A 13,369-nucleotide genomic window follows, 5' to 3' on the forward strand; every position below is an offset into this window, starting at 1 on the left:
CTACCGTCGCAGAGGGCACTGGCTCTCCTCTCGGCGTCAGCCGAGAGTGAACGCATGACGACCACATTCATCACAGGTGCCATCAAGTCCCTCGGAGTGGATCGAGATGCGGCTGCGCTCCCGTACGGCACAGACCGTGAAGATCCCCGCGCTCGACCTCGCGGTCGACTTCGCGGCGCGGGAGGAACTGCGCACCGAGGTGTCGGCGAAGTTCCGCAGGGACGGTGTCCGTGCGGAACTGTCCGCGGCGGGCCTGGATCTGGCCCACTGGTGGACGGACGGCGAGGGCCGGATCGCGCTGTCCCTCAGCGTGGCGCGGTGACAGCGGGCGACGGGCCGTCTCGCGCTCCGCCACGGCTTGGGGCACGGTGGAAATGACGCGCCCAGACGCGCCCGACACACCCGACACAGGTGACACCGTCGTCACCGCGGAGAGGAGCCCCCGCATGTCGAACCACACCTACCGGGTCACGGAGATCGTCGGTACCTCGCCCGACGGCGTCGACCAGGCGGTCCGCAACGGTATCTCCCGCGCCTCGCAGACCCTCCGCAACCTCGACTGGTTCGAGGTCACCCAGGTGCGGGGCCAGATCGAGGACGGTCAGGTGGCGCACTGGCAGGTCGGCCTGAAGGTCGGCTTCCGGCTGGACGAGTCGGACTGACGGGCGCGAGGTTCTGCGGAGCGTCGACGGGCCGGGCCCTCAGGTCCGGCCCTCCCGCTCCTGTGCCGCCTCGAGTTCCGCGGACCGGGCCGCCCAGCGTGCCCGCACGACGGTGAAACCCGCCCGTTCGGCGTCCTCGCACACCAGCTCGTCGTCGTCCACGAGCACCCGGATCTCGCGGGTGCGGGCGAGGCGGCGGAGGATCTCCAGCTTGGTGCGCCGGGCGGGCCTGCGGTCGTCGTTGCGCCGCATGTACACGCTGCCCTCGGGCAGCCCCTGCGCGGCGAGCCAGTCGAGCGTGTCGCGCCGGCAGCGCTCGGGCCGCCCGGTGAGGTAGACGACCTCGCACTCCCGCGCGCTCTCCTTGGCCAGCGCGATGCCCTCGGCGATCGGCGGGTCGTGCGGCGCGGCGGCGAAGAAGGCGTCCCAGTCGCGGGGTTTCCTCTCCAGGAACCGCTGCCGGTGGGCCGTGTCGGCGAGGGTGTTGTCCAGGTCGAACACGGCGAGCGGGCGCTTGTTGCTGTCGGTCACGGTGCCCACCCTAGACCGGCCCGCACCCCCGGCAACCTTCCCGCCCCGGGCGACCACTGCTGTGCGACACGGCAGGCACGGCGAGGGCGGGAGATCCCATGCGCAACACGTCGATCTGGACGGCGGCACTGGCGAGCGCGGCGTTGCTGACGGGCCTGGGGCCCGCGGGCGCAGCGTCCGCCGCGCCCGTGGGCGAGGCGTCCGCCGCCGCGACCACCCTGATCGTGGCCACGGGCGGCAGCGACTCCGCGGCGGGGACCCTCGCCCAGCCCCTGCGCACCGTCCAGCGGGCGGTGGACCTGGCCAGGCCCGGTGACACCATCGCGATACGCGGGGGTACGTACACCCTCACCGACAACATCACCCTCACCACCTCGGGCACCGCCTCCCAGCCCATCACCCTCGGCGCCTACCAGGGCGAGCGGGTCGTCATCGACGGCGAGCAGCTGCCCGCGAGCCACACCCCGGTCGGCGGCAGCATCCCGCGAGCCGAACGCGGAGCGATCCACCAGGAGGCGTCGTACTGGCGGATCTCCGATCTGGAGATCGTCAACGGCCCCTACGGCGTGTACTGCGACGGCTGCGACAACAACGTCTTCGCGCGCCTGAGGACCCACGACAACTACGAGTCCGGCTTCCAGCTCCAGGGTGCCTCCAGCAACAACCAGATCCTGAACCTGGACAGTCACTCCAACCGCGACCCGCGCAAGAACGGCGAGAGCGCCGACGGTCTCGCCGTCAAGGAGGGCAGCGGTACGGGCAACGTGGTGCGCGGCGCCCGGCTGTGGAACAACGTCGACGACGGCTTCGACAACTGGAAGTTCACCTCGCCGATCCTGGTCGAGAACACCGTCGCGTACGGCAACGGCTTCAACCGCTGGGGCTTCCCCGACTTCGCGGGCGACGGCAACGGCTTCAAGCTCGGCGGCGGCAGCCCGGCGCCGGCCGTGGCCCACGTCCTGCGCAACAGCGTCTCCTTCAAGAACGCGGCGCACGGTGTCACGGACAACGGCAACCCCGGCGCGCTGGCTTTGACCCGCAACTCCACCTACGGCAACGCGGGTACGGGCTTCGACGTGGACGTCTCGGGCGGCAAGGCCTCCCTCACCGCCAACCTGTCGGTCGCCGACGCGCGTGCCGTGGCGCTCGGTTCGGCGACCGTGTCCAGCGGCAACTCCTGGAATCTCGGCGGCACTTGGAACGCGGCCTCGGTGCTGAGCACCGACCCGGCCCCGCTCACGGGCGCGCGGACGGCGGACGGTTCGCTGCCGTCGGCACCGTCGTTCCTCGTTCCGCGGAACGGGGCGAGCGTCGGGGCACGCCTCTGACCGCGAACGCGTCCAGACCACCCCGGCGGCACCGGGTGATCAGTGGAGGACGCATGCTTCTCCCATGCCTTCGACGCCCCGTACGCTCCTGACCGGCTCCGGCTCCTGCACCCTCGTCGTCTGCCGGGGCTGCTGCTGCGGCAACGCCCGCAAGCAGCCCGGCACCGACCCCGTCTGGCAGCTCGAACTGCTGCGCGCGGGCGCGGCCGAGCACGGCTTCCAGGTCCGTACGACCGATTGTCTCGGCCCCTGCGACCAGGCCAACGTGATCGTCGTGCGCCCCTCGACCGCCGGGCGCCGGGCCGGCGGACGGGCCGTGTGGGTGGGGTTCGTGATGGACGACGACAGCACCGAGGAGGTCGTGCGGTGGGCGGCGGCCGGGGGCCCCGGTGTCGCCGAGCCGCCGCCCACGCTGGAGCTGCAGTTCATCAAGCCGCCTCGGGACGCGCGGGTGCGCTCCCGCCGCTGAAGGCCACCGGACCCCGCCGGACCCCGCCCGGCCCCGCCCGGCCCCGCCCGGCCCCGCCGGACCCCGCTAATTGTTAATGGGATCCATTTTCATGTAGCGTCCTCGGTGCTCACCCACCGAGGAGGACCGTCATGGCCGTACCCAAGCGGAAGATGTCCCGCAGCAACACCCGCCACCGCCGCGCGCAGTGGAAGGCCGCCACCCCCACGCTCGTACCCGTCACGATCGACGGCGTGCGTCACCTCGTACCGCAGAACCTGGTCAGGGCGTACGAGCGCGGGCTGCTGCGCCCCGAGGGCTGAGCGCCGGTGCCGCACGACCTGCTGCCCGTCACCGTGCTGTCCGGGTTCCTCGGAGCGGGCAAGACGACCCTGCTCAACCACGTCCTCGCGAACCGCGAAGGACTGCGCGTCGCCGTCATCGTCAACGACATGAGCGAGGTCAACATCGACGCCGCCCTGGTGCGGGGCGGCGAGGCGGCCCTGTCCCGGACCGAGGAACGGCTGGTGGAGATGACCAACGGGTGCATCTGCTGCACCCTGCGGGACGATCTCCTGGAGGAGGTCGACCGACTGGCCCGCGAGGGCCGCTTCGACCACCTGCTCATCGAGTCGTCCGGCATCTCCGAACCGATGCCCGTGGCGGCCACGTTCGCCTTCGCCCGGGACGACGGCGCCACCCTCGGGGACCTCGCCCGTCTGGACACCATGGTCACGGTCGTGGACGCCGCCAACTTCCTGCCCGAACTCGAGCGGGGCGACGAACTGGCCGAGCGGGGACTCGACCAGTACGAGGAGGACGAACGCACCGTCAGCGACCTGCTCGTCGACCAGGTCGAGTTCGCCGACGTCATCGTGCTCAACAAGCTCGACCTCGTCGACGAGGACTCAGCGGACCGGCTGAGGGCGGCGCTCGGCCGGCTCAACCCCCTGGCCCGTATCGTCCCGGCGCTGCACGGCCGGGTCGCCCTCGGCGAGGTGCTGGACACCGGCCTGTTCGACCTCGAGCGGGCCCAGCAGGCACCCGGCTGGGTGCGGGAGCTCAACGGCGACCACGTGCCGGAGACCGAGGAGTACGGGGTCTCCTCCATCGTCTTCCGCTCCGGACTTCCCTTCCATCCGGGCCGGTTGTGGGACTTCGTGACCGAGGAGCTGGACAGCGGCAGGTACGGGCGGATCCTGCGCTCCAAGGGCTTCTTCGCCCTGGCGAGCCGTCCGGGAGTGACGGGCCTGTGGTCCCAGGCCGGTTCGGTGGCGCGGTTCGAGCCGTCCGCCGCCCGCGATCCGGAGGCTCCGTACGCGCAGGAACTGGTCTTCATCGGGACCCGGTTGGAGGCCGAGGCGCTCCAGGACGCCCTGGCCGGCTGCCTGGTGAGGTCCGATGAGCCCCTTCCGCCCGTCGATCCGTTCCCCGGCTGGGACACCTACGGCATCGACGAGGCCTGCGACCACGCAGAGGTGTAGAAGAGGTCGCGCACCCGGTGCAACCACGCCTCGACGACCGTCTCGTCGGGGCGCTCCGGCAGCGCCGGGGTCGCCTCGTCGAAGGCGGTCTCGTAGTACCTGAGCAGCGGCAGCGCGGCCGACGGGTCGGCGGCGACCCGCTCACCGAAGGCGTGGTACTCCTCGGGATCCTCGACCCGGATCGCCAGCCGCCCGGTGGCGTACAGCTCCAGCCCCTGGTGGCACAGCCGCTTCAGGTGCCGGGCGTGCTTGGCGGTCCGCTTGCGGGTGTCCGCGGAGAACGAGCCGTCGCCGCGGTTCTCGAGGCGCCGGAACTGCTGGGTGGCGTAGCCGAGGTAGGCGTCCCGGACGCGCTGTGCGCACAGGAACGACGTGCGGATGCCGATCAGTTCGTCGCCGAGCGGGGTGCGCACCTCGTACAGCTCGTCAGGCAGCCACACCAGTTCCATGGCGGTCGGGTTGCCGCCGAGGGCGAGCCGGCACCACTTGGCGGCCTCGTGCAGCGTGCGGTCCGGTGCCGTGGTGACGTGGGACTCCTTCGGGCCGCGCAGGCCGTGCAGCTCGGCGGTGGGCGCGGCGAAGAGGCCGAGCCGGTCGACGTCGGATCCGGCGTGGGCGAGGCCGTACGCGGTGGAACCGACGATGCCGGACAGCAGGATGTTCGGGACGGTCACGGCGGGCCGCCTTCCGGTGCGGGATGACAGGGACGAGCGGCCGCCACGCGGACCTGGGCGGACGGGCGGCCACCGCGAAGACCGGGACGCACCTGGGCCGCCGCGGGGACCTGCCCCATTGTGGTGACCTGCCCGATCGCGGTCACGCGGTTTTCCGCGGGGCGCGGGAATGCCGCCGCCCCTCACGCGTTGAACCACCTGTGAGTTCTTCGATCGCCGGCACCCGCTTCTCCGTCCTCGACCGTTCCCGCACCCGCGAGGGCCGCCCGGACGCCGAGGCGCTGCGCGACACCGTACGGCTGGCGCAGGAGCTGGAGGAGCTCGGATACCACCGGTTCTGGGTCTCGGAGCACCACGGGGTGCCCGGCGTCGCCGGTTCGGCGCCGACCGTGCTGGCCGCCGCCGTGGCGGCCGCGACGCGGACGATCCGGGTCGGCACCGGCGGAGTGATGCTGCCCAACCACCGGCCGCTGGTCGTGGCCGAGCAGTTCGGGGTGCTGGAGTCGCTCTTCCCCGGGCGGATCGACATGGGCCTCGGGCGTTCGGTGGGCTTCACCGACGGGGTGCGCCGGGCGCTCGGGCGCGACAAGGGCGACGCCGGGGACTTCGCGGCGCAGCTGGACGAACTGCTCGGCTGGTTCCGAGGCACCTCCCCGACGGGTGTGCACGCGCGCCCCGCGGAGGGGCTGACCGTGCCGCCGTTCGTGCTGGCCATGGGCGAGGGCGCGACGATCGCGGCGCGCGCCGGCCTGCCGATGGTCATCGGTGATCTGCGCGGCCGCGAGAAGATGCGGCGCGGTATCGACCACTACCGGGCGCACTTCCGGCCCTCGCCCTGGGCGCGGGAGCCGTACGTCGTCGTCTCGGGCACCGTCGCCGTGGCCGCCACCCCCGAGGAGGCACGGCGGCTGCTGATCCCCGAGGCCTGGTCGATGGCGCACTCGCGCACCCACGGCACCTTCCCTCCGCTGCCGCCCGCCGAGCGGGTGGAGGCGCTGACGATGAGCGGCAGGGAGCGCGGCTTCTACGAGGCCGGGCTCGTCGGCCAGCTCGCGGGCACCGAGGAGCAGGTCGCCCACGAGCTGGAGTCCCTGCTCAAGGAGACGGGGGCGCAGGAGGTCCTGGTCACCACCAGCACGTACGACCGCGAGGCCCTCCGGGACTCCTACCGGCGGCTCGCGAGGATCACCGCCGGGTAGCCTCTGGAGACTGCCACCGGCACCGATCACGTAGAATTGTGTGGTTTGTCCCCGGCTCGGCCAGGTTCGGCCAGAAGACCTCGTACGGAGTTCCCCCATGCCCGACCCGAACGACCCTCAGGTCTCCCCGGACCCGCACCACGCCCCCGGCCCTCACGACCCGTACGTCCGCGTCCGCGGTGCGCGCGAGCACAACCTCAGAGCCGTGGATGTCGACGTTCCCCGGGACGTGCTGACCGTGTTCACCGGGGTGTCCGGTTCGGGGAAGTCGTCGCTGGCGTTCGGCACGATCTACGCCGAGGCGCAGCGGCGCTACTTCGAGTCGGTCGCGCCGTACGCGCGCCGGCTGATCCACCAGGTCGGGGCGCCCAAGGTCGGTGAGATCACCGGGCTGCCGCCCGCGGTGTCACTGGAGCAGCGCCGCTCGGCGCCGACGTCCCGTTCCTCGGTCGGCACGGTCACCAACCTCTCCAACTCCCTGCGGATGCTCTTCTCCCGCGCCGGCGAGTATCCGCCGGGCGCTCCGCGGCTCGACTCCGACTCCTTCTCCCCCAACACCGCGGTGGGTGCCTGCCCGGAGTGCCACGGCCTGGGGCGGGTCCACCGTACGACCGAGGAGTCGCTGGTCCCTGACCCGTCACTGTCGATCCGCGAGGGCGCGATCGCCGCGTGGCCGGGGGCCTGGCAGGGCAAGAACCTGCGGGACATCCTGGACGCGCTGGGTCACGACGTGGACCGGCCGTGGCGCGAACTGCCCGCCGGACAGCGCGAGTGGATCCTGTTCACGGACGAGCAGCCGGTCGTCACCGTGCACCCGGTCCGGGACGCGGACCGCATCCAACGCCCCTACCAGGGCACGTACATGAGCGCCCGGCGGTACGTCATGAAGACGTTCGCGGACTCCAAGAGCCCGGCGCTGCGGGCGAGGGCGGAGCGCTTCCTCATCAGCACGCCCTGCCCTGCCTGTGACGGCAGCAGGCTGCGTCCCGAGGCGCTGGCGGTGACCTTCGCGGGCCGTACGATCGCCGAGCTGGCGGCCCTCCCGCTGGTGGAGCTGGCCACGCTCCTCGACGCCGGCACGTCGCAGGCCGCCCGCGTCCTCACCGCCGACCTCAAGTCCCGCATCGCGCCGGTCGTCGAACTCGGCCTCGGCTATCTCGGCCTGGACCGCGCGACCCCCACCCTGTCGGCGGGTGAGCTTCAGCGACTGCGCCTCGCGACACAGCTGCGGTCCGGACTGTTCGGGGTGGTGTACGTGCTCGACGAGCCGTCCGCCGGACTGCACCCGGCGGACACGGAGGCGCTGCTGACGGTGCTGGCGCGGCTGAAGGCGGCCGGGAACTCGGTGTTCGTGGTGGAGCACCACCTCGACGTCATGCGCGGCGCGGACTGGCTGGTGGACGTGGGGCCCGGGGCGGGCGAACACGGCGGGCGGGTGCTGCACAGCGGTCCGGTGGCCGGGCTGGCCGACGTCACCGACTCGGCGACGGCCCGCTTCCTCTTCGACCGCTCCCCGGCTCCGGTACGCGAAGTCCGTCCGCCGCGCGGCCGGCTGAAGGTCGGTCCGGTCACCCGGCACAACCTGCGCGCGGTGACCACCGAGTTCCCTCTCGGCGTGTTCACCGCGGTCACGGGCGTCTCGGGATCGGGCAAGTCCACGCTCATCGGGGAGATCACCGAGGACCTCGAGGGCGTGGACCGGCTGGTCTCGGTCGACCAGAAGCCCATCGGCCGCACTCCGCGCTCCAACCTGGCGACGTACACGGGTCTATTCGACGTGGTGAGAAAGGTGTTCGCCGCCACCGACGAGGCCCGCTCCCGCGGTTACGGCGTCGGCCGCTTCTCCTTCAACGTCGCCGAGGGGCGCTGCGGGACCTGCCAGGGCGAGGGGTACGTGACCGTCGAGCTGCTGTTCCTGCCGAGCACCTACACGCCGTGCCCGGACTGCGGTGGGGCGCGGTACAACCCCGAGACGCTCGAAGTCACCTACCGGGGCCGGAACATCGCCCAGGTGCTGGACCTGACCGTGGAGGCGGCGGCGGAGTTCTTCGCGGACACACCGGCGGTCGCTCGCAGCCTCACGACACTGTTCGACGTCGGCCTCGGCTACCTGCGTCTGGGGCAGCCCGCGACCGAGCTGTCCGGTGGCGAGGCCCAACGCATCAAGCTGGCGAGCGAGTTGCAGCGGGGACACCGCGGACACACCCTCTACCTCCTGGACGAGCCGACAACCGGCCTGCACCCGGCCGACGTCGAGGTCCTGCTGCGTCAACTGCACGGCCTCGTCGACGCCGGCCAGACCGTCGTCGTCGTCGAGCACGACATGGCGGTCGTCGCCGGCGCGGACTGGGTGATCGACCTGGGTCCGGGCGGGGGCGACGAGGGCGGACGGATCGTGGCGGCGGGGGCACCCAGGGAGGTGGCACGGGCGGAGGGCAGCGTCACGGCGGCCTACTTGGGTCGGGTGCTTCGATAGGGCGCCGGGAGGCCGAGGGAGCGGGTGCGGTGGGGCGTCCTCACTGTTGGTGCCGGAGGGACGTCGGATCCGACGTGGCGCTGTGAAACGCAGGCCGCGCCTACCTCGTTCGCGTCGAACGCCGACACCTGGAAGGCCCGAGCGGCCACGCCCCGAGAACGGCCTCTTCGCCGGTCTGCGCTGATCCGCCCGCAGGACCGGCCGGCCGGCCGAGCAGGCACACCGACCGCACGGCTCGATGCGCTCGGCGAGCCGCCAGAAGCGGTACGCCATGCTCGGCTGTCTCACCCTGAGGTTGGCGAACTGACTCACTCAAACCGCAGTTGACTGCCGTACCCGTCTGCCCAGTTGCACCACGTATTAGACGGTAGGACCATCAAAGAGCAGGCTTGGCAACCTCTGGATTTCGGCCGGAGGACACCCCGGCCGGGCGGCCCCGGGATCCCCGGGGGGCGCATGCAGAGGCTGGTTATTCCCGTGATTCAAAAACCGTCAGCGGCCGCTCAGGCCGGTCGAGGGCCAGCCGTAACAAGACTGCCTGTTTCCAGTACGCCTTAAATACCCTTGCTCTGCAAGGTCGGCCATCTGCTTTTCGATTCTCCTAGGGTGTCGCGTTCATCACTGCATGATCAGCGGCCTAGGAACTCCAGTCAAAGGAATTAGCGATGACTCAGGTACATGGAGAAGGACAGAACGAAGCAGGAGTGCTCGGAGTGAGCGAGACGGAGGACGGAGTACTCGGTTTCGGGAAGGTTACCGGAAAGGCAGGCGTGGCCGGCGCAAACGACAACGGAGGTAACGGTGTATTCGGCAGGGGTCACAGTGGAGTCGTGGGCCACGGCAAGGCAGGGAATGGCGTCATCGGAGTAAGCGAGACGGAGGACGGAGTCCTGGGGATAGGGCAGATCTCCGCCAAGGCCGGCGTGGCCGGCGTGAACGACAACGGCGGCAACGGCCTGTTCGGGAGGGGCCACAACGGTGTGTTCGGAGACGGAACGGGCGGAGGCGGCAGTGGCGTCGTCGGGGTGAGCCAGACGGGAGACGGAGTCCTGGGGATAGGAAAAATCTCCGCCAAGGCCGGCGTGGCCGGCGTGAACGACAACGGCGGCAACGGCCTGTTCGGAAGGGGCCACAACGGTGTGTTCGCCGAGGGAATGCCGGGAGGAAAAGCAGGGGTATTCGTAGGTGACGTAGCGGTTACTGGCGACCTGATCCTGACGGGGGGCGATGTGGCCGAGCAGTTCGATGTCGCCACGGCCCTCCGCAGCGTTGACGAGGTCGGTCCGGGAACGGTCGTCGTCCTCGATGACGAGGGCGCGCTGGCGCCATGCACCCAGCCGTACGACTCGTGCGTGGCCGGTGTGGTCTCAGGCGCGGGCGACCGTGTGCCGGCCCTCATTCTCGACCGTCATGACGAGCCGACCGAAGCCGGCGGAGGCGCCGGGCAGCGAGAAGTCGCTGTCATGGGCAAGGTGTGGTGTCAGGCGAACGCGTTCGATCGGGCCATCCGAGTCGGCGATCTGCTGACCACTTCCTCCACGCCAGGACACGCGATGACCGCCGTCGACCGCGAGGCGGCTTTCGGAGCCGTACTCGGCAAAGCACTGACGCCCCTCGCAACGGGTGCAGGCCTGGTTCTCGTGCTCGTCGGTCTTGCCTGATCCGACCGTCTGATGACCTGGGACACGTCACCGCCGCCCTCCGTCATTTCACAAAAGGAGACGTAGAGCTGTGCGGACACGCAAGACCTCGAATGCACATTCAACCGTAAAGGTAGGCGGCACATGAGAAGCATGAGGCAGCTCGCCCAGGACGAAGGCCTGCAGGGCGATATGAGCCTGGCCACTTTGGTTCAGCGGTATGACGTCTCCAGCCTGGTGGCCCTGATCGGTGCTCACGATCAAGCGCGCGCGGCGTTGTCCAGCTTCACCTTCGACGACAACATATCAAGCGAAAACAGAAATACGTTGATCGCTCGACACTGGATTGCATTGTCTCGCGGCATTTCGACCAGCATTCTGTCGGCGACGGAAAAGCAGTCGCTCCAGACGGTGTACGGACGTGCGATTCACCACACGATCCTCAACGACCCGAATGCGAATGCCAGCGCGACTGTCGGGGGTTCGACTCTCAATGTGAACTTCAGTGTCCTGTTCCCACAGGGAAATGAGGAGATATCTCAGACGCTCATTCACGAGATGATGCATTGCGCCGGGTTCACACACCCCGTGAGGCGCAGACCGCCTCCCGGCCGCAACTGCTCTGCGCCCGACCCCAACCTTTTCGACTGCCCGAACGACAACGGGCAGTACTACGGGACCGTTCCTCTCCGGGCGGAGTTCTGCATAGCAGGTGACCAGAGCGACGAAATTTCAGTTCGTGAGGCGCGGTTCGTGCTGATCGAGCGCAAAGCCGGCGCCGAGAGCTGCGCAATCGATGACGAGGGCGTCGCCACCATCCGCACAACCGAGTAAAGAGGTGAAACCAAGCGAGGATCCGCAGCCGCCGACGGGTCGAAGGGGCTGTGACTCTCCTGCCACTTACCGGAGTTGTCGGGATTGACGGTGGTTCGGCGGCTGACGAACGCGACGGCGTAGTCCCAGCTGTTGAGCCAGCCGATCGCGCGCTGGACGGAGGGATCCATCGAACCGTCGCCCCGGACCCACGCCCTCATGCTGCTCCATGAGGGCGCGCCGGTCGCCCAGGGACTACGCCTCTTCCCCGACCCGATCGGCCACGCGCGCGAGCGGGCGACCGAGCTCCTCGACGGTCTCCCCGCAGGCGACCGGCCCTGGAGAAGGGGCCCCATGCGATCGCGTCGACTCCGGCAGCGTGTGCCGCTGCGCCGCCCGGGCGAGTGCGCGTCGGTCGGGGTGGGCGCCGGGGGCGAGGGCGGGCCGTACCTCGACCTCGGCCACCAGGTCGCGTGCCGAGGCCACCCGCCACAGCGAGGCGAGGAGGGTGTCCTCGCCGACGAAGGCGGGTGCCGTGCTGGCCGTGCCCCGGATCGTGCGGTAGTGGACGCGGACCGGCTGGACGGGGACGCCCGCGTCGAGCGCGGCCTGGAAGACCGCCCGGCGGAAGGGGCCCTGGGCGCGTCCGCACCAGGTGCTCCCCTCGGGGAAGGCGACGACGGCCAGGCCGCCGCGCAGTGCCTCGGCGACGCGGGCGACCGTGGCCGGGAGGGCGCGCAGCCGGTCCCGTTCGATGAACAGGGCGGCCCGGGCGGCCAGCGGCCCCGCCACGGGCCACCGCCGGATCTCGGCCTTGGCGAGCATCCTGGCCGGACGCACGGCACCCAGGAGCGGGATGTCCAGCCACGAGATGTGGTTGGCGACCAGGAGGAGCCCGCCGGTGGGCGTTGCGGAGCCGGTGATCCTCACCCGCACTCCCGCCGCCCGCACGACCGCCCGACACCACCGGCGCACCACGACGGCGGGGACGAGCCCGGCGAGCGGCGACAGCAGGACGCCGGCCCCCACCAGGACCGTGACCGCCGCCAGTCGCAGCACGGCGAGCGGCGCGGCGACCACCGGCCCGGCCGGCTCCACGCACGCTCGCGGAGTGCAGGGCGCGCAGGGCAGCCAGACGCTCATCAGGCGGGCACGAGGGAGAGGAAGTGCCGCAGGTAGCGCGGGTTGACCCGGCGCATCGACAGCAGCACGTACAGGTCGGCGACACCGAAGTTGGGGTCGTGGGCGGGCTCCGCGCACACCCAGGCGCCGAGCCGCAGGTAGCCGCGCAGCAGCGCGGGGAGTTCGGTGCGCGGGGGGACGGTCACGTCGTTCGGCACCCACGGCAGCAGCGGCCGTACCCGGAACTCCTCCGGCGCCAGATGCCTCTCCCGCACCCGGTCCCAGGCACCGGCCGCGGCCATTCCGCCGTCGGACAGCGGGATCGAGCAGCAGCCGGCGAGCCACTCGTGGCCGCGGTCCACCATGTAGCGGGCGATGCCGGCCCAGATGAGTCCGATGACCGCGCCGTCCCGGTGGTCGGGGTGGACGCAGGAGCGGCCGACCTCGACGAGGCCCGGGCGGATCGGGTCGAGCGGCGTGAGGTCGAACTCGCCCTCCGAGTACAGGCGTCCGGCGACCGCGGCGCGCTCCGGCGGCAGCAGCCGGTACGTCCCGACGACCTGGCCGGTGGTGGTGTCGCGCACGAGCAGGTGGTCGCAGTACGCGTCGAAGGCGTCGACGTCGAGTCCGGGCTGCGGGCCGGTCAGCAGGGCGCCCATCTCCCCGGCGAAGACGTCGTGCCGCAGCCGCTGCGCGGCCCGTACGTCGGCCTCGTCGCCGGCCAGGGCGACGGTGTAGCGGGTGGGGGCGGTCGACTGCGGGGGACGGTCGAGCGTGGAAACGCCGGTCATGGCTTACTCCTGGTCACGGGCCGGAGGCGGCGAGCGGTGCCGTGGTTCCAGTTGTGCCGACGGCGGTTGGCGTGTACGTGACCAGCGCCAGGAGAGCGGATGTGGGGTTGTTGAATGCCAGAAGCCCCTGACAGCGAGACGGGACCGGGCATGAGCACCACACCCGGTCCCGCCCGTCCGCACCTGTCGGCGAACGTTCAC

At 70.9% G+C, this 13,369-nt stretch carries 13 protein-coding genes and 1 pseudogene; 10 read left to right on the plus strand and 4 right to left on the minus strand.

Annotation, left to right across the window (positions count from 1 at the left end; all coding sequences use genetic code 11):
- Nucleotides 1–94: 94 nt before the first annotated feature.
- Nucleotides 95–322: pseudogene (locus AQJ84_RS22465) on the plus strand (L-histidine N(alpha)-methyltransferase); the annotation flags it as partial.
- A gap of 124 nt (nt 323–446) precedes the next feature.
- Nucleotides 447–662, plus strand: coding sequence for a dodecin (locus AQJ84_RS22470; RefSeq protein ID WP_030044664.1), 216 nt, complete (start codon nt 447–449; stop codon nt 660–662).
- A gap of 39 nt (nt 663–701) precedes the next feature.
- Here AQJ84_RS22470 and AQJ84_RS22475 read toward each other — a convergent pair whose 3' ends face one another.
- Nucleotides 702–1,193 (minus strand): phosphatase domain-containing protein, encoded by a 492-nt coding sequence (locus AQJ84_RS22475; RefSeq protein WP_030044665.1) that lies wholly within the window; start codon nt 1,191–1,193, stop codon nt 702–704.
- A gap of 98 nt (nt 1,194–1,291) precedes the next feature.
- On the opposite strand from AQJ84_RS22475, the gene AQJ84_RS22480 reads away from it, so the two are divergent.
- The 4 genes from AQJ84_RS22480 to AQJ84_RS22495 all read left to right on the plus strand — a co-directional run bounded on the left by AQJ84_RS22480 (nt 1,292) and on the right by AQJ84_RS22495 (nt 4,453).
- Nucleotides 1,292–2,521, plus strand: a complete 1,230-nt coding sequence (locus tag AQJ84_RS22480) for a right-handed parallel beta-helix repeat-containing protein (protein ID WP_030044666.1) — start codon at nt 1,292–1,294, stop codon at nt 2,519–2,521.
- A gap of 64 nt (nt 2,522–2,585) precedes the next feature.
- Nucleotides 2,586–2,990: a (2Fe-2S) ferredoxin domain-containing protein gene (locus AQJ84_RS22485; RefSeq protein WP_030044667.1), complete on the plus strand. Its 405-nt coding sequence runs from the start codon at nt 2,586–2,588 to the stop codon at nt 2,988–2,990.
- 131 nt (nt 2,991–3,121) lie between these two features.
- Entirely contained in the window at nt 3,122–3,292 is a 171-nt protein-coding gene (rpmF, locus tag AQJ84_RS22490; RefSeq protein WP_030044668.1) for a 50S ribosomal protein L32, read from the plus strand.
- Between the two features lie 6 nt (nt 3,293–3,298).
- Complete coding sequence (locus AQJ84_RS22495) at nt 3,299–4,453, plus strand: GTP-binding protein (protein ID WP_030044669.1); 1,155 nt, start codon at nt 3,299–3,301, stop codon at nt 4,451–4,453.
- On the opposite strand, the gene AQJ84_RS22500 is transcribed toward AQJ84_RS22495, so the two are convergent.
- Nucleotides 4,414–5,127 carry a nucleotidyltransferase domain-containing protein gene (locus AQJ84_RS22500; protein WP_053191766.1) on the minus strand — a complete coding sequence of 238 codons (714 nt, stop codon included), beginning with the start codon at nt 5,125–5,127 and terminating at the stop codon, nt 4,414–4,416. The two genes, AQJ84_RS22495 and AQJ84_RS22500, sit on opposite strands and share 40 nt — an antisense overlap.
- 200 nt (nt 5,128–5,327) lie before the next feature.
- Between AQJ84_RS22500 and AQJ84_RS22505 the strand changes: the two genes are divergently transcribed.
- The 4 genes from AQJ84_RS22505 (at nt 5,328) to AQJ84_RS22525 (ending at nt 11,276) form a co-directional block, all read left to right on the plus strand.
- On the plus strand, nt 5,328–6,326 hold the full coding sequence (locus tag AQJ84_RS22505; protein ID WP_053191763.1) for an LLM class flavin-dependent oxidoreductase: 999 nt from the start codon (nt 5,328–5,330) through the stop codon (nt 6,324–6,326).
- 97 nt (nt 6,327–6,423) lie between these two features.
- On the plus strand, nt 6,424–8,802 hold the full coding sequence (locus AQJ84_RS22510; RefSeq protein WP_030044672.1) for an ATP-binding cassette domain-containing protein: 2,379 nt from the start codon (nt 6,424–6,426) through the stop codon (nt 8,800–8,802).
- Between the two features lie 830 nt (nt 8,803–9,632).
- Complete coding sequence (locus tag AQJ84_RS22520; protein WP_051870249.1) at nt 9,633–10,463, plus strand: hypothetical protein; 831 nt, start codon at nt 9,633–9,635, stop codon at nt 10,461–10,463.
- A gap of 132 nt (nt 10,464–10,595) precedes the next feature.
- Nucleotides 10,596–11,276, plus strand: a complete 681-nt coding sequence (locus AQJ84_RS22525; RefSeq protein ID WP_053191761.1) for a hypothetical protein — start codon at nt 10,596–10,598, stop codon at nt 11,274–11,276.
- 234 nt (nt 11,277–11,510) lie between these two features.
- Here AQJ84_RS22525 and AQJ84_RS22530 read toward each other — a convergent pair whose 3' ends face one another.
- Both AQJ84_RS22530 and AQJ84_RS22535 read right to left on the minus strand, forming a co-directional pair.
- Nucleotides 11,511–12,398, minus strand: coding sequence for a lysophospholipid acyltransferase family protein (locus tag AQJ84_RS22530; protein ID WP_051870250.1), 888 nt, complete (start codon nt 12,396–12,398; stop codon nt 11,511–11,513).
- Nucleotides 12,398–13,168, minus strand: a complete 771-nt coding sequence (locus AQJ84_RS22535; protein WP_030044676.1) for a GNAT family N-acetyltransferase — start codon at nt 13,166–13,168, stop codon at nt 12,398–12,400. The genes AQJ84_RS22530 and AQJ84_RS22535 overlap by 1 nt, the downstream gene beginning before the upstream one ends.
- Nucleotides 13,169–13,369: the final 201 nt, after the last annotated feature.

Source organism: Streptomyces resistomycificus (assembly GCF_001514265.1).
GTDB classification, from domain to species: domain Bacteria; phylum Actinomycetota; class Actinomycetes; order Streptomycetales; family Streptomycetaceae; genus Streptomyces; species Streptomyces resistomycificus.

What these genes read in the sequence shown, in the direction of transcription:
- AQJ84_RS22470 (WP_030044664.1), top strand. Translation starts at nt 447, where the DNA reads ATGTCGAACCACACCTACCGGGTCACGGAGATCGTCGGTACCTCGCCC.
- AQJ84_RS22480 (WP_030044666.1), top strand. Translation starts at nt 1,292, where the DNA reads ATGCGCAACACGTCGATCTGGACGGCGGCACTGGCGAGCGCGGCGTTG.
- AQJ84_RS22485 (WP_030044667.1), top strand. Translation starts at nt 2,586, where the DNA reads ATGCCTTCGACGCCCCGTACGCTCCTGACCGGCTCCGGCTCCTGCACC.
- rpmF (WP_030044668.1), top strand. Translation starts at nt 3,122, where the DNA reads ATGGCCGTACCCAAGCGGAAGATGTCCCGCAGCAACACCCGCCACCGC.
- AQJ84_RS22510 (WP_030044672.1), top strand. Translation starts at nt 6,424, where the DNA reads ATGCCCGACCCGAACGACCCTCAGGTCTCCCCGGACCCGCACCACGCC.
- AQJ84_RS22525 (WP_053191761.1), top strand. Translation starts at nt 10,596, where the DNA reads ATGAGGCAGCTCGCCCAGGACGAAGGCCTGCAGGGCGATATGAGCCTG.
- AQJ84_RS22530 (WP_051870250.1), bottom strand. Translation starts at nt 12,398, where the DNA reads ATGAGCGTCTGGCTGCCCTGCGCGCCCTGCACTCCGCGAGCGTGCGTG.
- AQJ84_RS22535 (WP_030044676.1), bottom strand. Translation starts at nt 13,168, where the DNA reads ATGACCGGCGTTTCCACGCTCGACCGTCCCCCGCAGTCGACCGCCCCC.